Source organism: Carbonatibacter coralli (assembly GCF_039592655.1).
Taxonomy (GTDB): Bacteria; Pseudomonadota; Alphaproteobacteria; order Kiloniellales; family Kiloniellaceae; genus Carbonatibacter; species Carbonatibacter coralli.
Map to the genome: position 1 here is coordinate 21028 of NZ_JBBUTJ010000010.1, position 21114 is coordinate 42141.

At 51.9% G+C, this 21114-nt stretch carries 13 protein-coding genes; 6 read left to right on the forward strand and 7 right to left on the reverse strand.

Annotation, left to right across the window (positions count from 1 at the left end; translation table 11 throughout):
• Positions 1-116 precede the first annotated feature (116 nt).
• Positions 117-6023 carry an Ig-like domain-containing protein gene (locus AAAH10_RS15430; protein WP_343565194.1) on the forward strand — a complete coding sequence of 1969 codons (5907 nt, stop codon included), beginning with the start codon at positions 117-119 and terminating at the stop codon, positions 6021-6023.
• Between the two features lie 527 nt (positions 6024-6550).
• Here the strand turns inward: AAAH10_RS15430 and AAAH10_RS15435 are convergent.
• The 5 genes from AAAH10_RS15435 to AAAH10_RS15455 all read right to left on the reverse strand — a co-directional run bounded on the left by AAAH10_RS15435 (position 6551) and on the right by AAAH10_RS15455 (position 12493).
• A complete protein-coding gene (locus AAAH10_RS15435) occupies positions 6551-8860 on the reverse strand; it encodes an ATP-binding protein (RefSeq protein WP_343565196.1) in 2310 nt (769 codons plus the stop codon).
• Positions 8861-9014: 154 nt separating this feature from the next.
• On the reverse strand, positions 9015-9833 hold the full coding sequence (locus AAAH10_RS15440; protein WP_343565198.1) for a response regulator transcription factor: 819 nt from the start codon (positions 9831-9833) through the stop codon (positions 9015-9017).
• Positions 9834-9893: 60 nt separating this feature from the next.
• The gene (locus AAAH10_RS15445; protein ID WP_343565201.1) at positions 9894-10766 is read right to left on the reverse strand and encodes a substrate-binding periplasmic protein; all 873 of its coding nucleotides are present in this window, start codon (positions 10764-10766) and stop codon (positions 9894-9896) included.
• Between the two features lie 63 nt (positions 10767-10829).
• Positions 10830-11456 carry a hypothetical protein gene (locus tag AAAH10_RS15450; RefSeq protein WP_343565203.1) on the reverse strand — a complete coding sequence of 209 codons (627 nt, stop codon included), beginning with the start codon at positions 11454-11456 and terminating at the stop codon, positions 10830-10832.
• 524 nt (positions 11457-11980) lie between these two features.
• Positions 11981-12493, reverse strand: coding sequence for a hypothetical protein (locus AAAH10_RS15455; protein ID WP_343565204.1), 513 nt, complete (start codon positions 12491-12493; stop codon positions 11981-11983).
• A gap of 254 nt (positions 12494-12747) precedes the next feature.
• Here AAAH10_RS15455 and AAAH10_RS15460 point away from each other — a divergent pair, with 254 nt between their 5' ends.
• The gene (locus AAAH10_RS15460; protein WP_343565206.1) at positions 12748-13107 is read left to right on the forward strand and encodes a hypothetical protein; all 360 of its coding nucleotides are present in this window, start codon (positions 12748-12750) and stop codon (positions 13105-13107) included.
• Positions 13108-13664: 557 nt separating this feature from the next.
• Here the strand turns inward: AAAH10_RS15460 and AAAH10_RS15465 are convergent.
• Both AAAH10_RS15465 and AAAH10_RS15470 read right to left on the reverse strand, forming a co-directional pair.
• A complete protein-coding gene (locus AAAH10_RS15465; RefSeq protein WP_343565208.1) occupies positions 13665-14990 on the reverse strand; it encodes an aspartate aminotransferase family protein in 1326 nt (441 codons plus the stop codon).
• Positions 14987-15829, reverse strand: a complete 843-nt coding sequence (locus tag AAAH10_RS15470; protein ID WP_343565210.1) for a beta-keto acid cleavage family enzyme — start codon at positions 15827-15829, stop codon at positions 14987-14989. The genes AAAH10_RS15465 and AAAH10_RS15470 overlap by 4 nt, the downstream gene beginning before the upstream one ends.
• 106 nt (positions 15830-15935) lie before the next feature.
• Here AAAH10_RS15470 and AAAH10_RS15475 point away from each other — a divergent pair, with 106 nt between their 5' ends.
• The 4 genes from AAAH10_RS15475 to AAAH10_RS15490 all read left to right on the forward strand — a co-directional run bounded on the left by AAAH10_RS15475 (position 15936) and on the right by AAAH10_RS15490 (position 20960).
• On the forward strand, positions 15936-16802 hold the full coding sequence (locus AAAH10_RS15475) for a MurR/RpiR family transcriptional regulator (protein ID WP_343565212.1): 867 nt from the start codon (positions 15936-15938) through the stop codon (positions 16800-16802).
• A gap of 39 nt (positions 16803-16841) precedes the next feature.
• Positions 16842-17804, forward strand: a complete 963-nt coding sequence (locus AAAH10_RS15480; RefSeq protein WP_343565214.1) for a TAXI family TRAP transporter solute-binding subunit — start codon at positions 16842-16844, stop codon at positions 17802-17804.
• An 83-nt stretch (positions 17805-17887) separates the two neighbouring features.
• Positions 17888-20521 carry a TRAP transporter permease gene (locus AAAH10_RS15485; RefSeq protein WP_343565215.1) on the forward strand — a complete coding sequence of 878 codons (2634 nt, stop codon included), beginning with the start codon at positions 17888-17890 and terminating at the stop codon, positions 20519-20521.
• Between the two features lie 10 nt (positions 20522-20531).
• Entirely contained in the window at positions 20532-20960 is a 429-nt protein-coding gene (locus tag AAAH10_RS15490) for a universal stress protein (protein WP_343565216.1), read from the forward strand.
• The last annotated feature ends 154 nt before the right edge of the window (positions 20961-21114 follow it).

Sequence of the window (21114 nt, forward strand, 5' to 3'; positions counted from 1 at the left end):
TTCGCCTGATCGTTGATGGTCTCCCGGGTTTTCAGGGAAGGCGGGCATCTTTGAGAACTGCTGAAAGGCAGAGGGCTGGTATCTGGTCTCTTTGAATAGCAGCAGGAACAGCAAACATGTCTGAAACAACAACGGTTTACACTCCTGAATTGTCTCCTGTCGAGGCAGGTGAACACCTTGTGCTCATTCCCTCAAAGAACGGCGGTATTCGGCTGGGCGGTGATCCCGATGCGGGCAGGCTGTCCTTTGAAATTGTCGGAACCGATGGTCAACTGACAGTTCTGGAGGATGACGGCAGTGAGACGACTGTGACCTTTGCCCTCTTCGGCATGCAGAGTGCGATTGATTCCTCTGTCGGGGACTTCAAGATTGTCAAGGCCAACGGGGAAACCCTGACCCTCAATGATCTGCAGAACATGCCCAGGGAACAGTGGGACGAGATCAGTCGACAGAATATCTATGTGAAGCCCGTGGTTCTTCTGGATGATCAGGAAATCCAGCAGGAAAAGGAGCTGATCCGGAAAGAGGCCGAGGAACTCAGGGATCAGGCCAGGAAAGAGATCGAACAGGTCAAGCAGCAGGCTGAAGAGATCAGGGAACAAACCCAGCAGGAGATCGAGGAAGCAAAAAGGGAAGCTGAAGAGCTGAAGGAACAGGCTGAACGGGAAGCTCAGGAAGCCCGACAGGAAGCCGAAGAGATCAAGGAGCAGACCCAGAAGGAAGTCCAGGAAATTCTGGAGGTCGTTGCCGAGGAATACAAACAGGCTGCCGAAGTGCGCGAAGATGCCAGAAGCCGGCAAGAACTGGACAAGGACACTGCCGTGCGCAAAACAGCCAACTCGGTTGAGCAGCTGGGCAACCTGCCCAATCCGGCTGAAAACGTTGACGGCATTGATGACCCGGGTTCGGTTGAGCCTGAACCTGTGCGTCTCTTCCTGGATACCACGACCGAGGATGACACCTCGCCCGAGGAATTCGTGGAGCCGCCAGAGGAGCCGGAGCCGGCCTTTGTTCCTGTGTCCGTTGAACTGGCCGAGGAGTCAGACACAAGCGCACGTGACAACATCACCAGTTCCAGGGCCATAAAGTTCCGTGGTGAAGCGGAAAGCGGCGAGGTTATCCGGATCTTTGTGGATGGCAAGGAAGTCGGGACAGCAGTCGCGAAAAGTGACAACACCTGGGAGTTTGATACCAGTGGACTCACAGGAGCCAACGGAGCGCCTCTCTTCGAGGACGAAGGCCTGTACAACGTTGCTGTGCTGCGAAAGTCTGCGAAAACAGAAGAGCCTGAAGCCAGCATGTCCGTTGTTCGTGACAACAGCATTGAAAGACCCGAGTTTACATTTGATGACGCCAGAAATGGCCTGAACACAAATGCAACAGAGTTCGATGTGAGCCTGAAAGGGGAACCGGGTGCCATTATCCTTCTGCGTCCGGAATTCGCGAAGGATGGTGCCGAGGAAATCAAGGTCACACTGGACAAGGAAGGCAAGGGCACAGCCCGGCTTTCCCTCAAGGACATCGCGGATGCAGACGGCAAGATCGCGGCGACTGTTGTCGATATCGCGGGCAACGTCCGTACCTTTGAATACGAGTATGCCCTTGACCGGTCAGATCCGTCACTTTCACTGGAACTGGGGGAGCAGTCCCGCGGGCTGGACCCGAGCTATACATCGGAGAAAGCGCCTGAGTTTACAGGCAAGAGCGAGAGCTTTGCCCTTGTAAACGTTGAGGTCAGGGACGCGGACGGGAATGTTGTTTACAGCGATCAGGTGGAAGCGGACGCTGACGGGAACTGGGCACTGGAACCTGATCCGCAAAAGTTTGCGCAAGGGTATAACGGTGAGCTTCCTGACGGGGGTTATACCCTGGCCGCAACCGCGGTGGATCAGGCCGGAAACAGCTCTTCGGAAACGACCATGCCCTTCACGGTCGATACGGTTGATCCGGATCTGGTCTGGCAGATACAGGAACCGAGTGACAGCGGGGTCAAGGGAGACTATATCACCAATGTCAAAAGCCCTGCCTTTGACGGGGAGGCGACGCCGGGCTCTGTCGTAAGGATTGTGGTCACAGATGCCTCGGGAGAGATCGTTTATGCGTTTTCTGCTCCGGTAGACGGGAACGGGCGGTTCAATTTCCGACTTGATGACATCAAGACCGGTAACTATCAGATTTCCGTTACGGCCACAGACAAGGCCGGTAACGTTACGGAAGTTGAACGGGACATCGAGATCGATCGCGATACCGATGTATCCCTGAAGCTGACAGAGGAGAGTGACAGTGGTGTGAAAGGGGATTTCATCACCAATGACACAACACCCCAGCTTGAGCTGACAGTGGAACCGGGCAGCCAGTTTGACCTGAAGATCCTTGATGAGAACGGCAATCCAGTGAGCGGTGTCACCATCGGGGAGACTGTTGATGCAAGCGGGGCCCGTCTGGTTACCGTTTCCGAACTGGCAGATGGACAGTACACCGTTGTCATGACATCGACAGATGTCGCAGGAAACAATGTTCAGAAGACACAAATCCTTGAGGTTGATACTGTTTCGAAGCTGGACTGGCGCTTGAGTGAAGAGAGTGACAGCGGCGTCAAGGGTGACTTTATTACCAATGACAACAAGCCGGTTCTGGAGGTTTTTGCCGAACCGAAGAGCAAGATTGAGGTTACCGTTTATGACAGCAACGGTCAGCTTGTCACAGGCTTCAGGCTCAGTGAGGAAAACGAGGGCGGGGTCAGGCAGGTTGCTTTTGACAAGAGCCTGCCGGATGGAAAGTACTCCATTACTGTCAAGTCGACGGATGCTGCGGGGAACGAGGTTTCCGAAACGCATATTGTCGAAGTGGATACACAGGATCCTGAAACACCGGTTCTCCTGACAAACGATGAGGATCTGACCGAGTTTGCGATGGGGAGCCAGACGGCTCTTTTCAGCAGTGCGGCTGTCGAGGAAGGCTCGACCGTTGAGTTGATTGTCCTGCGCAGGATGGATGACGGGACCGTTCAGGAAATTCTGCGCAATCAGGTTCCCCTGAACGACGATCGAACCTGGAGTTATCGCTTCAATCCGAGTGGTGATCCTGCAACCTTTCCGGCAGGCGATTATGTCGTTGTTCAAAGAGTAACCGATACTGCGGGCAACAGTTCTGATGACAGGGTCCGGGTCAAGCTGGATTATGACACGGAGCCACCGACACTGCGTGTTAGTGAGGATTCCGATACGGGGCGTTCCAGCGAGGATGCCATCACCTCTAACCAGTCTCCCCTGGTAGAAGGAACATCAGAGCCAAACTCGACAGTTTACCTGACGCTGCGTGACGAGAACGGAATTGTTGGTGAACAGCAGATTATCCCGGTAGGCCGTGACGGGACATGGAAGCATCGCTACAGTGATCTGCCGGAAAACAATTACAAGGTTGATGCCTATTCCAGGGATGCAGCCGGGAACCGTTCGCCCACCTCCACCCTTGACATGGAAATTGACACGACACCGCCGGAAGAGATTCCGCCAGCCTATAACGATGGCGAAGCGGTTTACACCAATGAGGGGCAGTTCAGCTTCAAGGGAACGGATGTTCCTGCAGGTTATGATGTGGAAGTGGTACTCTATGATACCGATGGAAAAGCTGTTTACTCTGCCATTGTGCCGCGCAAGGCAGATGGAAGCTGGAAACATTCTCCGCCGGCCGCACTGGAACCCGGGGATTACGAAATCGGGACGCGTTATATCGATACAGCGGGGAACAAGTCTGATGAAAGTCCGCGAACATTCTTGAGCTACAGTGAAGCGCCGCCCGAAGTTCCGACTGACATCAAGCTGTTTGTCGGGGATCAGGAAGATGCGGACTGGATCGTCAATCATGAAACTCCGGCGTTACGAGGACAAACTGATCCCGACAATATCACGAAGGTGATTGTGGATTATATTGATCCCCTGACTGGCAAGCCGGTACGGGTGACCTCTGATGATCCGGGGGGCGTTCTTGTCTTGAATGCCGACGGGTCCTGGCGTATGGGCCTTGATTTCTCGACCCTGGACAGCAACAAAAAGGTTCCCTACGAGGTCAGCTATCAGGACAAATACGGAAACGTCTCCCAGAAGCAAGCTGTGGAGGTGACCTATGACTCTGTGGTCGAAATGCCGAACCCTCTCTTCGACGAGGACACCAAAACAGGCGTTTCCAATGAGGAAACAGCTTCACAGCGTCCGACCTTTGATTTCCATGGCGGGGAAAAGGTCACGCTCACATCGGTTCGACTGCTTGATGAAAATGGCAATGTTCTTGCCGAACTGAAGAACATCATTGATCCGGACAAACTGGATTTCTGGGCCGGCGGTGCCTACGATCAGGATCTGCCGGATGGCAATTACCGGCTTGAATACACTGCAAGGGATGTTGCAGGCAATACGGAAGACGGCAGCTTTGATTTCAAGGTGGACAATGTCAAGCCGGATGCACCGGAGGCAGCTCACTACGTTGGCAGTGAGGAAACCAGCGTTTCGAATGATATGACGCCTTATCTGAAAGGAACCACCGAGCCGGGTGCCGAGGTTCGTGTTTATGATGGTGATCCTGCCAATGGAGGAAAGTTGATCGGAACGGTAAGGGCTGATGAAAAGGGCTTTTGGGAGCTGGAGCCTGCCCAACGTCTGGAGGACTATGGTCGGCACGATTTCTATGTCATCAGTCAGGATACTGCAGGCAATGATTCCGAACCGACAGTTCTGGAACTGGATCTCCTTGAGCGTGATATTCCGCCAGGTGATATTTATCTGGTCAATCCTGTTCAATACATGGGGCAGTACTATTATGGGACAAACAAACCAGTCCTCAAGCTTGTCGGGCTCTTGCCGGGAGCGGTAAACCATGTGGTCGTGAAGAATGGGGATGAAATTATTTATCAGGGGCCAATCGTCACCAAGCCTGGCCAGACAGATTATTACTTTAATCTGCCGGGGAACATTCAACTTCCCCTGTCGGAAGGTATGCAGAGTCTGAGCATGGTTGTCACGGATGCTTATGGCAACGAGTCCGATCTTTCTGCCCGTGCGACTTTCACCATTGATACGACTGCGCCACAGGACCCGGCACCGGAGATTACCAACAGCACCCAGACGACACCGGATGGAGATGACGCGTTGCGGACACGGACCGTCGAGTTCGGAGGAACCGCTGAACCGAGATCCAGGATTGAAGTGCAGGTCAGACGGAAAGGCGAGACCGAATGGCAAACATTCGACGATACAGTTGCTGATGAAAACGGTCGCTGGGACATGAGCAGTGATATTCTGGCCGAGGATGGTGAATATGAATACCGGGCCAAATCAACGGATCCGGCCAATAATGAAAGTTACAGTGACATCGGCAAGTTCGTAATCGACACGACTGTCGAGCATGGAACCATTCAGGACAAGTCGGTCAACTCGGCAATCCACAACTTTGAAATGGCAATGGAAGAAGGGACGACCGTCAGTCTTCTGGGGCTCTTCAAGGATGGTGTTGCGGTGCCGCTTCCTGTTGGTGAAAACGGCACGATGGACGGAGACAGCTGGAAGTTCAACCTCAAGGCGCTTCTGGGGCTTACAGAAAGTGAAAGCATCGAGGATGGTCACTATACACTCAGGATGGGCCTGACAGACCGCTACGGGAACTATAAGGAGACCCAGGAAACCGTTGAGTACAAATCGACAATGGCTGACCTGGGGGTCGATGGTGCCACGCAAGCCGCGGGCGGAGGACAGGAAATCATAACAGACAGCCTCACGCCTGTTCTTAGTGGTACTGCTGAACCCGGCACCAGCCTGAAGTTGCTTTTTGTCAGACTGGATAACGGTCAGCTCCTTGGGCAGGCGTTTGAGGTTCCGGTTAAAGAAAACGGGAAATGGCAGGCGGATTTGGCCGATATGGCGGATATTCTGGAGCAAACCGATCTGACGATGATCATGCAGGTTGAGGATGATTATGGCAATCAGATCGATGAAAGTATGACGCTTGATTATACCGGAAATGCGGCCTGATCCGGGTTGCTGACACAGACGGAAAAAGCGAGGCCGGGGAGTGAATGTTCTCCGGCCTCGTTTTTTGTTATTGATGACTTTTTTCTTTGCAATGACAGGAGAAAAAAGCTTGGTTTTAACTGCCAACTGCCAACTGCCAACTGCCAACTGCCAACTGCCAACTGCCAACTGCCAACTGCCAACTGCCAACTGCCAACTGCCAACTGCCAACTGCCAACTGCCAACTGCCTGCTGGCCAGAGCAGGGGCGATCTTGTAGACAGCCCAGGACCAAACAGCTCATGTTTCCCAAACTCCGAGATGATCCCTGTTCTTATGATCATGGGGTCGGAGGGAAGATTCTTACCCGTATTGAAAGACATAATACAGGGCTGAAGCGCGCCACGTCCGATCGCGGTGAATGAAGTGTTTCTGTCCGTAAAATCTGTCGCTACGTCCGCCGTTCGTCGCTTATGAGGCTTGCCTCCTGATCCCTGACGCTCTCAATTGTGTGCTGTCGGGATTGCTTGTGACCTGCTGCGCTGCTGTTCAACTGTTGCTGTTGTTGATCTCTGCATTGCGGCTGTCTGTCTTCCCGGGGTTGGCGAAGTAGATGGCGGGCTTGCTTTTCAGGTCCTGCAGGCTATTGTAGAGATCATGCTTGCTGTAAGGCTTCTTCAAGACCTTCCGTGCCAGGTTTTTCATATAGCTGTCGTCCGTCCTGTAAATCTCGATGAGCTTGCGTGTGTATCCGGTTGTCAGGAGAACCTGAACGGTTGGAAACTCGCTGTGAACGATTTTGGCCAGCTGGAAACCGTCGATCCCGCCGGGCATGACAACATCACTGAACAGCAAATCGGCATGTTTTCCCTGTCTCAGAAGCTCCAGCGCCTGTTGCCCGTTTTCAGCAGTCAGTGTTTTGTAGCCCAGATCATTGAAAAAGGAGATGGCGATGTCGCGCAGAAACTCTTCATCGTCAACAATCAGAACGGTTTCACGATAGGCATTGTCCGGGTGAGCAAAAGTCTGATTGTGTTCAAGCCTTTGGGATTTCTGTTTTGTTTTTCTGTTGCGAGGCAGATAGAGGGAAAAGGTTGAGCCGTTCCCCTTTTCGGAGGCAACATTGATATAGCCGTTCGCATTTTTAATGAAGTTTTTGACCATGGTGAGGCCGAGCCCCGTGCCGGAATCCTTCGATTTCGTCGTGAAATAGGGGGTAAAGATTTTCTGCTGTTCTTCCTGGGTCATTCCCATTCCGTCGTCACTGACAGACACAACAACAAAATCACAGGGTGAATAGGATCCCAGATCAAGGGTTTCATTTGACGTCCGGATTGTGAGGCAGCCGCCATTGGGCATGGCGTCGCGTGCATTCAGAACAAGATTGATCAGGGCGTCTTCGAAATCGCCGGGGTTCACGGCGACGGACCAGAGCTCGTCTTCAAGTGCGATCCTGATGTCAATCGAACTTGTCAGGGATGTGGAGATCAGATCTTCAAGCTTGCGGATCAGGGGATTGATGGAAACGATGCCAATTCCCTCGTCATCATATTTCGAGACCTCCAGAAGTTTCTGGGCAATATCAACACCGCGCGCCCCGCCTTTCTGGGCAATTTTTATACGCGACAGGACCGTCTCGTTTTGAGGCACCATCTGTTCAATGATTTCAAGGTTTCCGAGAACAATGGCAAGTATATTATTGAAATCATGGGCAATTCCGCCCGCAAGCTCGCCGATGGCCTCCATCTTCGAAGAGTGCCTGATCTGCTCTTCCTGCTGCTTGCGCTCTGTAATGTCACGTCCGACACTGACGATCCCGATGACCTTGTTGTCAGGAGAAAACATGGGGGCGTTGATCACTTCCAGCAGTTCCTGATGACCGCTGGTGATAAAAAACTCTTCGATCTCAAACTTGTGTTTCTTGCCCTTGGACAGGACTTTTTTCTGGGCCGCGAGATAGAACTCCGCGCGTTTTGCCGGCATGAGGGTGCTCAGATGCATGCCGATAATCTGGGAGCGCTTTTTGTTGAGCAGCTGTTCGACCCTGTAGTTGCAGGACAGGATGCGACCGTTGGCATCACTGAACAGGACAATATCGGGAATGACGTCAATCAAAGACTGCAGCCGCTGTTCACTGGTTCGCTGCTTGTCCATTGTCGATTTGAGGCTGGCCTTCATGGAGTTGATCGAGTCAACCAGCACATCCATTTCGTCCTTGTCCTTGTAAAACCTCTTTTTGCGGACCAGCTTGAGGAAAGGCTGGTTCAGGTCCCCCTTCATGTATTCAATGTAGTTGGAAATCCGGATGAGATGCTTCAGAACGGTCTTGTAGAACAACATGATCATGAAGAGGACGATGATGTTGGTCTGTATAATGTTGGAAATCAGGATGGGGATGAAGTTGCTGTAGATCTGATGGCGCACTTCGGTTTTGTCGATGGCAATGACGATATTCCCCAGAATTTCGTTGGTGCCATATCGAAGGGGGACCGTCTTTTCGATAAAGGTGCCCGTGTCCTCTCTGGTGCCGACCTCCAGATAGGTCTGGTCGTTGACGACGATCGCAAGGTGCTTGAAGTTTTCGATGTTCAGCAAATCCGTGAGCATCTTTTCCAGACCGTGCGCATCAAGCTGCCACAGGTGCTCGCTGATCATTGTGGAGTAGATATCCCGGGTCAGCTCGATGTTCTTGTCTATTGTGGCAAAGCTGTCGTGGTATTCCCTAAAAAACTGTTGCAGGGACAAAAGGAGGGAGACGAGGGTGCCAAAGAGCAAACTGAACAGGACAAGTTTGCTGGCAATGGACTTGTTTGAAAAGAAACTGAACACGTTTGGCTTCCAGTCAGTGATGGGACTCATTTGAGTCGGTTCCGACGATCAGAAACCGACGGATGAAACGGTAGTGCTTTGTAGCCAGCCTGTGATTGTTGATGTAAGCAAAAGCGTACACTTGATGATGTTGAATCAGGCTGTTTCTTGCTGAACGGGGACTGATGGTGCTTTGACCTGGGCCTCAGTGTATTTCTATGCCTTTGGACCATTTTATCTTGGCGGAAAAAATGTATCCGATTGAGCGAATGGGCTTGATGAAATCCGTGCTGATGCCTTTGTCCTTGATTTTTCTTTTCATCCTGAGCAACTGCACATCAATGCTTCTGTCATAGACATTTTCCTTTCCGGACAGATCCAGAATGCGCTCGCGGCTCAGGACCTGATTGGGACTGTTCAGGAAGATCTCCAGCAGAATGAACTCACCGCTTGTCAGGTTGATCCTTTCCCTGCTTTCCTGGGTCCACAGCTCCTTGGCATAGCAATCACAGATCAGCCCGTTGAAATAGGCGGAATCCTTGCTGGACTGGTTATTTTGTTCGGAGCGGCGCAAGACAGACTTGATGCGCGCGAGGAGTTCAGCGGTGCTGTAGGGCTTGTTGATGTAGTCATCAGCCCCCAGTTCAAGGCCGATCACGCGGCTGGCTTCCTCGTTTTTGGCAGACAGGATGATAATGGGAATCTGGCTTTCCTTTCTGAGCCTGTTGGTCAACTCGAAGCCGCTTTCCAGCCCCAGACCAACATCAAGGATCACCAGATTGGGTTGATCCCTTTTGAGTTCCCTGTACATGGAGGTGCCATCAGACGCTGTACGCACCCTGTACCCGGAATTGGTCAGCAAAAAGGACAGGGTGTCGAGGAAGTCAGGATCATCATCAATTAGCAGGATGGTCTCACTGACTGGCGTTTTTGTTTCGAAGTTCTTGCTGGGGGTGACGTTTTTGCCATCAAAAGTCTCTCTTGTATTTTCGGCTTGCGTCAGTTTGTTGTTATTTATGAGCATACTATTCTGTATCCCTTTTGCTCAGTTTACTGTTATTCCGGTTTTGAATGAGAATGGGCATTACATGCTGGAGGGTGGCTGTTCGACCAGAGTGGCGCTTTCGGTCTGGTCTTCAAGCCTGTCCCCGTTACCGCTTTTGCCACTGCGCGGTGTGTCACGCTTAATGAGGCGGTCCAGTTTCTGGAGCAGGGCTGGTGACAGGCTGTCTTTTGAGAACATCATGTGCACAGGAAAGGTAATGCCGAGATCCAGGCTCTGGACAGCAACACCCGCGGAGGCGATTTCCTCGATCTTGCACATGCCGGCTGCCTTGTCCATCAGGTATCCATCCAGACGATTGGCAAGCAGCATCTGGTAGTTCTCCTTACCAAAGGTGAATTCGTGGATGTGGTCCTGATAGCGGGGTTCAGCACGCAGTTTCTGAAACTTGTCGCCATAGAAATAGTATCCCATGACCCCCAGTCTGAAACCCTGCTCCAGAATGCTCTCAAGATTTTTCATATCGTCAGAGAGGGGATTGTCTGACAGGGTAAAGAGCTGAATGTCTTCCTCTCTGTAAGGCGTGCTGAACACGGCAAAATCTGTGTAGCTCTTGATGTAGGGAACGCCCAGCAACAGATCAATCTTTCCATGCTCCATATTCCTGAGCAGGCGGGGCCAGGGCTGTTTCACATAGACAAGATTACAGCCGAGTGCACCAAGGTAGCGTTTGGCGAGGTCGATATCACTTCCTGTCGGGAGTGGCCGTTCATTTTTTGTGTCATAAATGGAGAGGTCATTGCGGGTCATTTGATAGGGAGGTGTTTCCACCCATCCCACCTTGAGTGTTCCACAGCTGTTATGATCTCCCCAGCTGATTGCGGGGAAGAGGACCAGTAACAGGCTGAAAAAGGCAAGGCGTATCTGCTGTGTTTTTTTATCGTTGAACGTCATGGCAGTCTCTCTGCATCAAAGCGCATGATTTTTTATAGTTTTGCTTTGGCTTTCTTTTTTCGCTTATTGGCTTTTGATGATCAGTTCCAGGCTTTGGTTTTCGGGATCGTTCAGAATATCAACCCAGCTTTGTGGAGCGCCGGTGTTGGACAGGGATGCTGTATTTCCCGTCATCCCGGGAGCGGGAGGAGGTGTCTCCTTCAGAAAATCAGCAAGGAGGCCGCTGTCCTGATTGTCGTCTTCAAGAAGATCATCCAGTGACAGCATCTCGCTCGCGCTTTCCGTCGCCTGTCTCTCTTGCGCGGGTAACTGTCGTTCACTCGCTGTGTCGAAGTGTGTTTCAACTGAGTGGGTGGACTGGGCAGGAGCGGGCATCAAGGCTGCAACCAGCGGTTCAGGTGAGGCTTCACCCTCTTTCAGGCTGTTGATCGCGTCGTGTAAACTTTTACGATAAATTCCGGCACTTTCGAGTTCTTCAAGAAATGGCTGGTTCTGCAGCAGCTGTTCCAGAATGGCCGGGATGGATGTTTGGGAAAAGTCACTGTCCGGAAGATGGGTTTCAATTGATTTTTCAATTTTTTCTTGTGTTGCGGTGTCAGGAACAACATCGGAAGGGACTTCATTAATCAGGGCCTGTGCGACCCTGCTTGCGGGAATGTTTACTTCGTCTGATTCAAGATTTGTGCTCATAACGAGAAACCTTAATATTAATAGAACTGTTGCCCGCAATATTATTATAAAATGTTTCTGTAAGATTTCAGTAAACAGTGTTTACGGTTTTGTCACCTACTTAATGGCTACAAATTATTTCTATAAATTTCCGAAGATTTCATTTTTGTTGCAATTAAATATTTTTTATTACAATTTTGTTTTGGCGAAGTATTTATATGAATTCTCTTTCATCATTTTAAAGTAGAAAAAATACTACTCTTATATAAGGGAGAGTTAATCACAAATTTATCACTATTTTTATGTGTATTTTAAATGTATGAAGTTGCATTTGAGCGTTTTCAGTTTTCCTATAATAGTATTTGTGACGTTTTTCATTTGTCCGAGGAAAATGCTCGGAAATAATGTTGAAACGGGGGTGGTGAGAAAAAAATCCCCTGTGCGGTTATCCTTGCAAATGCATCTCAAAATCGATTCTTTCGCGGTTTTCCGGGATGGAATCGGGCAGCAGGGCCAGTTTTTGCCTTTCGCCAGGGTTCACGGCGCTATTCCTCTATCCTGAAAGTCTCGATGTTTTTCAGCTTTACGGCTTCGATGTGATAGTTCTTGTAGTCATAATATTTCGCAGAGAGAGGGTTGGCATTGAGATGGTCTTTCATAAAGGCGATCACATCGCTGTTGCCCTTGATTTCTCCTGCGTTGAAGCCCATGGCATAGCGATTGTCGATCTGATGCCACAGCACAAATGTGGTCAGAATTCCTCCAAAGGTGAGGCCGGCAAGGAAGGAGAGCCAGCATCTGTGGTTTCCTTCACTGTCCGGATCACGTCCCCGTTTCCTGCTGCGCAATTGCAGCTTTGCCCAGTGTGTGACCCTTTCCTGGGTGTGTCCGGTTCGCTCTATACCTTCCGTGTCGAGAAAGCTTTGATTTTTTTCCCTGTAGTGCCCGATGCGGATGAATTCGAAAAGCTGATATTTTCTGTTTCTTGCAGAGAAGCAGAAGAGGACAGGTTCTCCGTCTTTCGGTTTTTTATCCAGAGAGCTCCAGTTCAAACGCATGTCTGTATCGTCCTGTTGCAAGAGAATGTTCCGCGCCGGATGGAAAAGAGGCAGGTCGCCGGTTCGGGGGGCCTGGTAAATTGTGAAGGACAGACCTGATTCTGACGGGGGCTGAGGCTTTTCAAGGCAGGGAGCAATACGAAAGCGGACCGGATCAAAACAGTCTGGGTGAAATCAATTCGAATGGTGTCGTCGTTGCAAATCCTTGTCGGAGCGAAAGAAGCCGCTTCCCTTGCATCCCATGGGAGATTGAGATGAGACGCACAAAAAAGAAGCGGCCAAGTTTCGACGGGGAAGCCTTCAGGATTGCAGGTGTCTGGAATCAATCCTGCCTTCCTTATCAGGCAGACCGGAGAGTGACAGTCTCTCAAGCCCGCAGAGTGAAGATTTCAGCTTTTGGTTACCCGACAATTACTCAAATCAGTGCTTTGACTGCCGGGCAATTTCAGGTGATGGCGATGAATTACAATTTCCATGTTCGGCTTTGTTGTGCCGTGGTTCTTGCATCACGCGTCAGGAAGGGTCGACGGTTGTTATTGTTTGGCTTGTTTCGAAACAGTCCTGAAAAGGAGAACGCCTCTGGTGACTCAATGACAACAAAATTGGAAAGATGACTGGGCGTTCAGTAAACCAAGGCAACACGTTTAAAAATGGTTTCCTGAAAGCACGCAAGCAAAGGCTGATCCTGTAAAATGCAAGGACACAGGGCTGGGTGTTTTGTGCGGGCCAGCCCTGTGTCATCTCTGTAGGCGAATGCTACAGGGTATCGTTGCGTCGAGGCCAAAACCATGACAACAAGCAGCCTCAAGCCATAACGCAACAGAGCCATGATCCCGATTTTCAGTTTCAACCTGATTTCTTTTTGAATGTTTTTGATTTCAATTCAGGGGGCTGATTTCAGTATTTCTGCAGCCTGTCATCCATTGCAACAGGTGAACAATATGAACAGGCAATGAAGAGTACAAGAAGAGCAATCCGAATGGTGTGGTGGCGGCAGTCAGGAGGCTTCGTCATAATGCTCAACTGTGTGTTCTTCCAGCCGCTGTCGCCAGACGGACAGGGGCATGACATCTGCCCGTTTGAGAGCAGGTTTTCCGGAAAAGGGAATTCTCCTGTTGAGGGAAGCGAAGTTCTGGTGATCTGTCCGTGCAGTTGCGCAGGGCAGGCTTGCTCAGTTGCTCCTGATGCCGGAAAGTGCTGTTGAGAGACCGTCAATGATCAGGGCAATGTGCTGCTCTTCCATAATGAAAGGAGGGGCCAACAGGATGTGGGTTCCGTCCTTGCCATCAATGGTGCCGTTCATGGGATAGCAGATCAGACCAGCCTCAAAAGCAGCAGCTTTCAGGGTTTCTGCTGTCTTTTGTTCGCGCGGGAAGGGGGTTTTTGTGTCCTTGTCCGCGACAATTTCCAATCCCAGAAACAAACCGCGCCCACGGATATCACCAATATGGGGATGTTGTCCGAAGGCATGGTTCAGTTCGCTTTGCAGCAGTTTGCCCATGGGAGTAACACGTTTTGCCACTCCATCATCTGTCAGGCGTGTCAGGACAGCCAGTGCTGCCGCCGCTGCGGTTGGATGCCCCAGATAGGTGTGGCCGTGCTGAAAGCTGCCACTGCCGTCCTCAATGGCGTTGTAGATCTCCTTCGTGCAGAGCATGGCGCCGATGGGCTGGTATCCGGCCCCTAGTCCCTTGGCAATGGCGCAGATATCCGGAGAAACCTCTTCCTGTTCACAGGCAAAGAGTGTTCCTGTGCGCCCCATCCCGCACATGACCTCATCCAGTATCAGAAGGACACCGTGCGTATCACAGATTTCGCGGACGCGTTTGAAGTAGCCCGGAACTGCGGTGACCGCTCCTGCTGTTGCACCGACAACGGTTTCAGCAACGAAGGCCATAACATTTTCCGGCCCGAGCAAAAGGATACGTTCTTCCAACTCGTTTGCAACGCGCTGGCCATAGTCATGTTCGCTCTCGTTTTCCTGCTGTCCGCGATAGGCATAGCAGGGCGAGATATGATGGGTTTCAACCAGCAGGGGTTCGAAGGGATCACGGCGCCACTGGTTTCCACCTGTGGCCAGGGCGCCCAGGGTGTTGCCGTGATAGCTCTGTCGCCGTGCAATAACATGACGGCGTTCGGGCTGACCGATTTCAAGAAAATATTGCCGTGCGAGTTTCAGCGCGCTTTCCATGGCTTCGGAACCGCCGGAGACCAGATAGACACGATCCAGTTGACCCGGTGCATGTGTAATCAGCTTTCGGGCGAGGGCTTCTGCAGGTTCGGATGTAAAAAAACCTGTGTGTGCAAAGGCCAGATGATCCAGCTGTGCCTTGATGGCCTCTGTGACGGCCTGGTCAGAGTGCCCGAGACAGGAGACAGCTGCACCGCCCGATCCGTCAAAGTACCTTTTGCCCGAACGGTCATGGAGGAAGACACCTTCACCATGCGAGACAACAGGCGGCAGCTTTTTTGTATGGCGTGGAAAAATGTGGCTCATGACGGATGGACCTCTTGAAGCAGGGGGCGTGCGAGTTTTCGGGCTGTTGTTACGGCCAGGGCAATGTTTTCAGCGTTGTCTTTTGCCGGGGAGCCATCAGGGCTCTGAATGTTGTTTTCAAATCCGATACGAATGTTGCCGCCCAAACGGATGGCCTCTGCTGCAACAGCATTCTCGTTTTGTCCAAAGGCGCAGAGGGTCCAGTTCGGGAACTCTCCTCCAAGTGCATCAACAAACGGGGCAACTTCCCGGGCCTGAGCCGGGACAGGTGGTGTATAGCTGCCGAAAACCAGAAGAACGTCGCGCATGTGGCCGGGAATGTCTTCCCGTTCAATCAGCAGGCGCAGCTGTTCCAGATCTCCCGGATTGTAGAGGATATGCTGAACGTTTATCCCGGCTTTTGCCGCAAAGTCATAAAGCGGTTTGACCAGTTCTGGCTGGCGCAGGGTTTCGCGAACGGCAATGCTTGCTGATCCGGGGCGTAATTCCCTGAGAAGCGCGAACTGTTCCTCAACGCTGTAGAGACCTGCTGCTTCTGTTGTGATCTGTATATCCATGGCCGGAACCCGATCACTGATCGCAGCTATTGTGCGTCTGTATCGTTCCGGACAGAGGGAATGCTGTCCCTTTTCATCCCGCACATGCAGGTGTATCTCATCTGCGCCTGCGTGGTAACAGCGCTCTGCACAGTTGACGATTTCATCAAGTGTTACAGGGAGTTCGGGATGATGCTCCCGCTGACGTCTGGCTCCGTTCGGGGCAACGGTAATTCGCATGGGGCGGCTCTGTTCCGACCCGGGAACAAGGGAACTGGAACTGTTGTGTGTTGCGCAGCTCATGACTGTTGCCCTGTTTTTCGAGACAATCGGGATGGCTATGAAACATATGTTTCAACTGTTGACTTCAGATAAGACGAATGAAATATTTGTGTCAAGGGAGAGTTTCTTGAAATCTGACGTACGAATTGAGGATCGCATCTCCGGTTCCTATGCGGAGTTAAGCGCCAAGCTGAAAGAAGCAGCCGATTATGTTGTCGCAAACCAGCTGGAAATTGCGACACGGTCTCTGCGTTCCGTTTCTGCGGCCAGTCACCTGTCTCCGGCAACCTTCTCCCGTCTGGCGCGGAGTCTCGGTTTTTCAAGCTATGAAGAGTTACGGGAACTTTGCCGAACTGCGCTTGGAGATCAGGGTCTTTCCCTGTCCGACAGGGCTCAGCGTCTCATGGAAGACCCCAGTGCCTCTGTCAACATGCTGGAACGTCATGCCTCTGCCTGCGTCCGCAATATTTCCGACGTGGTGAGTAAAGTTGATCCCCTGCGCCTCAAGGCTGCTGTTGATGCTCTGTCCGGGGCACGCAATGTTGTGCTTTTCGGGGCCTTCAGCTCGACCGGAGTGGTCGAATACATGGCTTATCTGGCCCAGTATTTCAGCACAAACTGGACACTGGCAGGCCGAATGGGATCCTCGCTGGGAAGTTCGGTTGCGGATTTGACAGATGAAGATGTATTGTTAATTGTAACAAAAACACCTTATGCCCGCCGTGCCGTCATTGCGGCCGAGCTGGCAAGAGAGGCAGGGGCGCAGGTTATAGTCATAACGGACAGTCATGTTTGTCCGACAAATCGCTATGGTAATTTTTCCTTTATTGTGCAATCAGATAGCCCGCAGTTCTTTTCGTCATATGTTGCGACTGTGGCGCTGATTGAGACAATGATTGCGATGCTGGTGGCTCAGTCTGGAGACGAAGCCAACATCCGAATTCGGGACGTGGAAGCCCGAAATAAACGCCTGGGAGATTTCTGGGCAGATTGACCTCAAATATAATGTTGAAAGGCATATAGGGAGATTAATATGATTTCTAAATTGAAACTTGCCGGTGCGGCGCTTGTGGCATCGGTTATGGTAACCGACATGGCTTCTGCAGAGGAGTTCATTTCTATCGGTACAGGTGGTGTGACCGGTGTGTACTACCCGACAGGTGGTGCGATCTGTCGTCTGGTGAACAAGGACCGCAAGGAACACGGTATTCGCTGTGCCGTGGAATCCACTGGTGGTTCCGTGTACAACATCAACACGATCAAGGCGGGTGAGCTGGAATTCGGTGTGGCCCAGTCTGACTGGCAGTATCATGCCTACAACGGGACATCCAAGTTTGCAGACAATCCCTTCCCGGATGTTCGTGCTGTCTTCTCTGTGCACCCGGAGCCTTTCACACTGCTGGTTCGCGGTGACAGCGGAATCACCGATTTCGCAGGCCTGAAAGGCAAGCGCGTCAATGTCGGCAACCCGGGTTCCGGTCAGCGCGCAACCATGGAAGTTGTCATGGATGCTTTCGGTCTCGGCATGGATGACTTTGCACTCGCAACCGAGTACAAGGGCTCTGAAATGGCCAAGCAGCTTTGTGACGGCAATATCGATGCCATGATTTACACCATTGGACACCCGGCAGCTGCGATCAAGGAAGCAACCACAACCTGTGATGCGAAACTGGTTTCTGTTTCCGGTCCGGAAATCGACAAGCTGGTAAACGACAATCCGTTCTATCGTACCGCGGTTATTCCGGGTGGCATGTACAAGGGCACAGACGGTGACACACAGACTTTCGGTGTTGGTGCGACTTTCGTGACCTCTGCAAAGATCTCTGATGATGTGGTCTATGTTGTTGCGAAATCCGTGATGGAAAACATCGAGGACTTCCGCAAGCTGCACCCTGCCTTTGCAAACCTGAACCCCGCTGAAATGGTTCAGGACGGCCTGAGTGCTCCTCTGCACCCCGGTGCAGAAAAGGCCTACAAGGAACTGGGTCTGAAATAAGCGACCTCTTTGCAGGAACCTGATCAGGAGTGTGCCCCGAAAGAAAGGGGCACACTCTCTTTCAATGAGGAATGGGGGAGCCAATGACGCGAGAACATCAGAATGATGGTGCTGCCGCTGCAGATGCGATGGTTGCTGAAGCAGACACGGGAGCGCGTAATCCGGCAGGACTTCAAGGACGAATTATTATTGCGACCTGTATCATATGGTCGATTTTCCAGCTTTATATTGCTTCAAAACTGCCCGGTGTGCTGGCACAGCTGACCGGGTTTTCGGACTTTGCCAATATTGTGGCTCAGGCGCGTTTTGTGCACCTGGCTTTTGCGATCGTTCTGGCCACGATGGCCTTTCCCCTGCTGAAATCCTGCCCGCGTGATCGCATTCCCTTCTATGACTGGGGATTGCTGGTACTCGGTGTAGGGGCCTGCCTTTATCTTATTGTTTTCCGTTATGAAATTGCTGACCGGCCTGGTCTCTGGTCACCAACCGATATTGCTGTATCCGCGACAGGAATGGTGGTTCTGCTGATCAGTGTTTACCGCTCGCTCGGTTTGCCGCTTGTCATTATCGCAAGTACTTTTGTGCTCTTTGCGTTCTTTGGCGGGAATTCCGAGTGGGTGCGGGAGATCACAAACTATGGCGGGGCTTCCCTGACCAAGGCTCTGGGACACTACTGGATGCAAACCGAAGGTGTTTTCGGTGTGGCGCTTGGTGTTTCAACCACCATGATTTTTCTCTTTGTGCTTTTTGGAGCCCTGCTTGACAGGGCAGGAGGCGGCAACTGGTTTATCAAGGTTGCCATTGCCTTGCTGGGAGCCTTGCGGGGCGGTCCGGCTAAGGCTTCTGTTCTCTCTTCCATGATGACCGGGATGATCTCAGGGTCTTCGATTGCAAACACTGTCACCACGGGAACCTTCACGATCCCGCTTATGAAGCGGATCGGTTTTCCGGCAGAAAAAGCCGGTGCTGTCGAGGTTGCCTCCTCAACCAACGGACAGCTGACACCACCAGTGATGGGGGCTGCGGCCTTCCTGATGGTGGAGTATGTCAACATTCCCTACATTGATGTTGTCAAACATGCTTTCCTGCCTGCGGTTATTTCCTACATCGCGCTGCTTTACATTGTGCATCTGGAAAGCCTGAAAATGGGCCTCAAAGGCCTTGAAAAACAGGGGCGCAAGATCAACGTCCTGATGATTTTGATCCTGTTCCTGTCCGGCTTTATTTTCCTTGGTCTGGCAACATTCCTGATGATCGGAGTCAGGGCTGCACTGGACCCGGTGATGGGTGACAGTATCTATGCTGCACTGGCGATTGTTGCTGCGCTTTATCTGGTGCTGGTTGCGGTGGCTGCACGCTATCCGGATATCGAGGTCGATGATCCGAATGCGCCTGTGCCACAGGCTCCTCGCCTGACCCCAACGCTTCTGGGGGGAGCCTATTACGCGCTGCCAATCCTGATCCTGGTCTGGAACCTGATGGTTCGGACTGAAAGCCTGGAGAGACTTTCACCGGCCCTGTCAGCTTTCTGGGCCACGATCTTCATGATTATTATCGCCCTGACACACCGTCCTCTGAAGGCCTTTTTCCGCAAGCATGATGTGCTGGCGGAAACGCGAAAAGGCTGGAACGACTTTGTTCAGGGGCTGATCATGGGCGCACGCAACATGATCGGGATCGGTGTTGCAACCGGCGCGGCTGGCATTATTGTCGGTACCATCAGTCTGACCGGCGCGCATCAGGTGATTGGTCAGGTGATCGAGATTATTTCCGGTGGCAACCTGATGGTCCTGCTTGTCCTGGTGGCTCTGCTGAGCCTTATTCTGGGAATGGGGCTGCCGACAACAGCCAACTATATTGTTGTCAGTTCCTTGATGGCACCTGTCATTGTGACTGTCGGTGCCCAGTCCGGACTGGTTGTGCCGCTGATTGCGGTTCACATGTTTGTCTTCTATTTCGGCATTCTTGCGGATGATACTCCACCTGTCGGTCTGGCGGCCTATGCTGCTGCTGCGATATCACGGGGAGATCCGATCAAGACAGGTGTTCAGGGTTTCGGTTATGATATCAGGACTGCGCTTTTGCCGTTCCTTTTCATCTTCAATACGGACCTGCTTTTGATCGATGTCGGGCCTCTCAAGGCTGTGGTCGTCTTTTTCGTGGCACTGGTGGCGATGTTGCTGTTTGCAGCGGCAACACAGGGATATTTCATTGCAAAGTCCCGGAAGTGGGAAAGCGCACTGCTTCTCTTTATTGCCTTCATGCTGTTCCGGCCGGACTTTTTCCTGGACAGCGTTTCCGAGAAATATGCCTCTGCAACCGGACCGGCAGCCATTGAATTGATGGGAACCCAGGAAACGGGGAATGACATTCGCCTGATTGTATCCGGGCCCGACTTCGATACAGGGGACCTGAGGACGACAACAGTCGTTGTTCCTGCGGTTGCCGGAAATGGTGAAACCGCCCTGTCTGATCAGGGGCTGACTGTCCTTCCGGAAGGCGAGCAGCTGTTGCTGGAGGAACCGTTCCCGGGAACACCGCATTTCGAGGCCCTGGGGAATGAATACGATTTCTATGGCGACAGCCCGGTCGAGATCAGCCTTGTGCAGGTCGAGAATGACCGCCTGCCCAAGGAAGTCTTTTTCCTGCCGGCTTTCCTGTTGATGATTGGCCTGATGCTGATTCAGCGTCGCCGTGCAACCCAACCAGCATTCTAGGGAGCAGAAGATGTCCAAAACTATTCTTCTTGCCGTTGATCTCAATGACCCGCAGGGGGCAGAGCGGCCTGCAGAAGAAGCGCTTGAGCTTGCAAAGGCCATGGGTGCAAAGCTGCATGTCATGAATGTTGTTCCGGATTTCGGGATGGCAGTTGTTGGGTCCTTCTTTACGAAGGATCACAACAGGCAAATGCTTGATGAAGCCCGGTCTGCCCTTCTTGAGTGGAGCCAGGAACGCTTTGGAGAGCTGGATGGTGTCAGCTTTTCAATTGATCAGGGGACGGTTTACGAACAGATCATCAAGGAGGCTTCTCAACTGGGGGTCGATCTGATCGTTGTCGGGGCTCATAAATCCCAGCTGAAAGACTATCTGATCGGTCCGAACGCGGCACGTATTGCCCGTCATGCCAAGCAGTCTGTCCTTGTTGTACGGGATTGAAAAAGCGTGTGAACGGTTGCCGGAAACGGTTCTGTTCAGGCGCTGAATGGACTGGCGACTGACTGAAATACGAAAGCCCCTGTCCCCGGTTGGCAGGGGCTTTCGTTTGTGGAACAGGAAGGATTTCAGGAGAGGTCCTCCTGTCAGAGGGCCT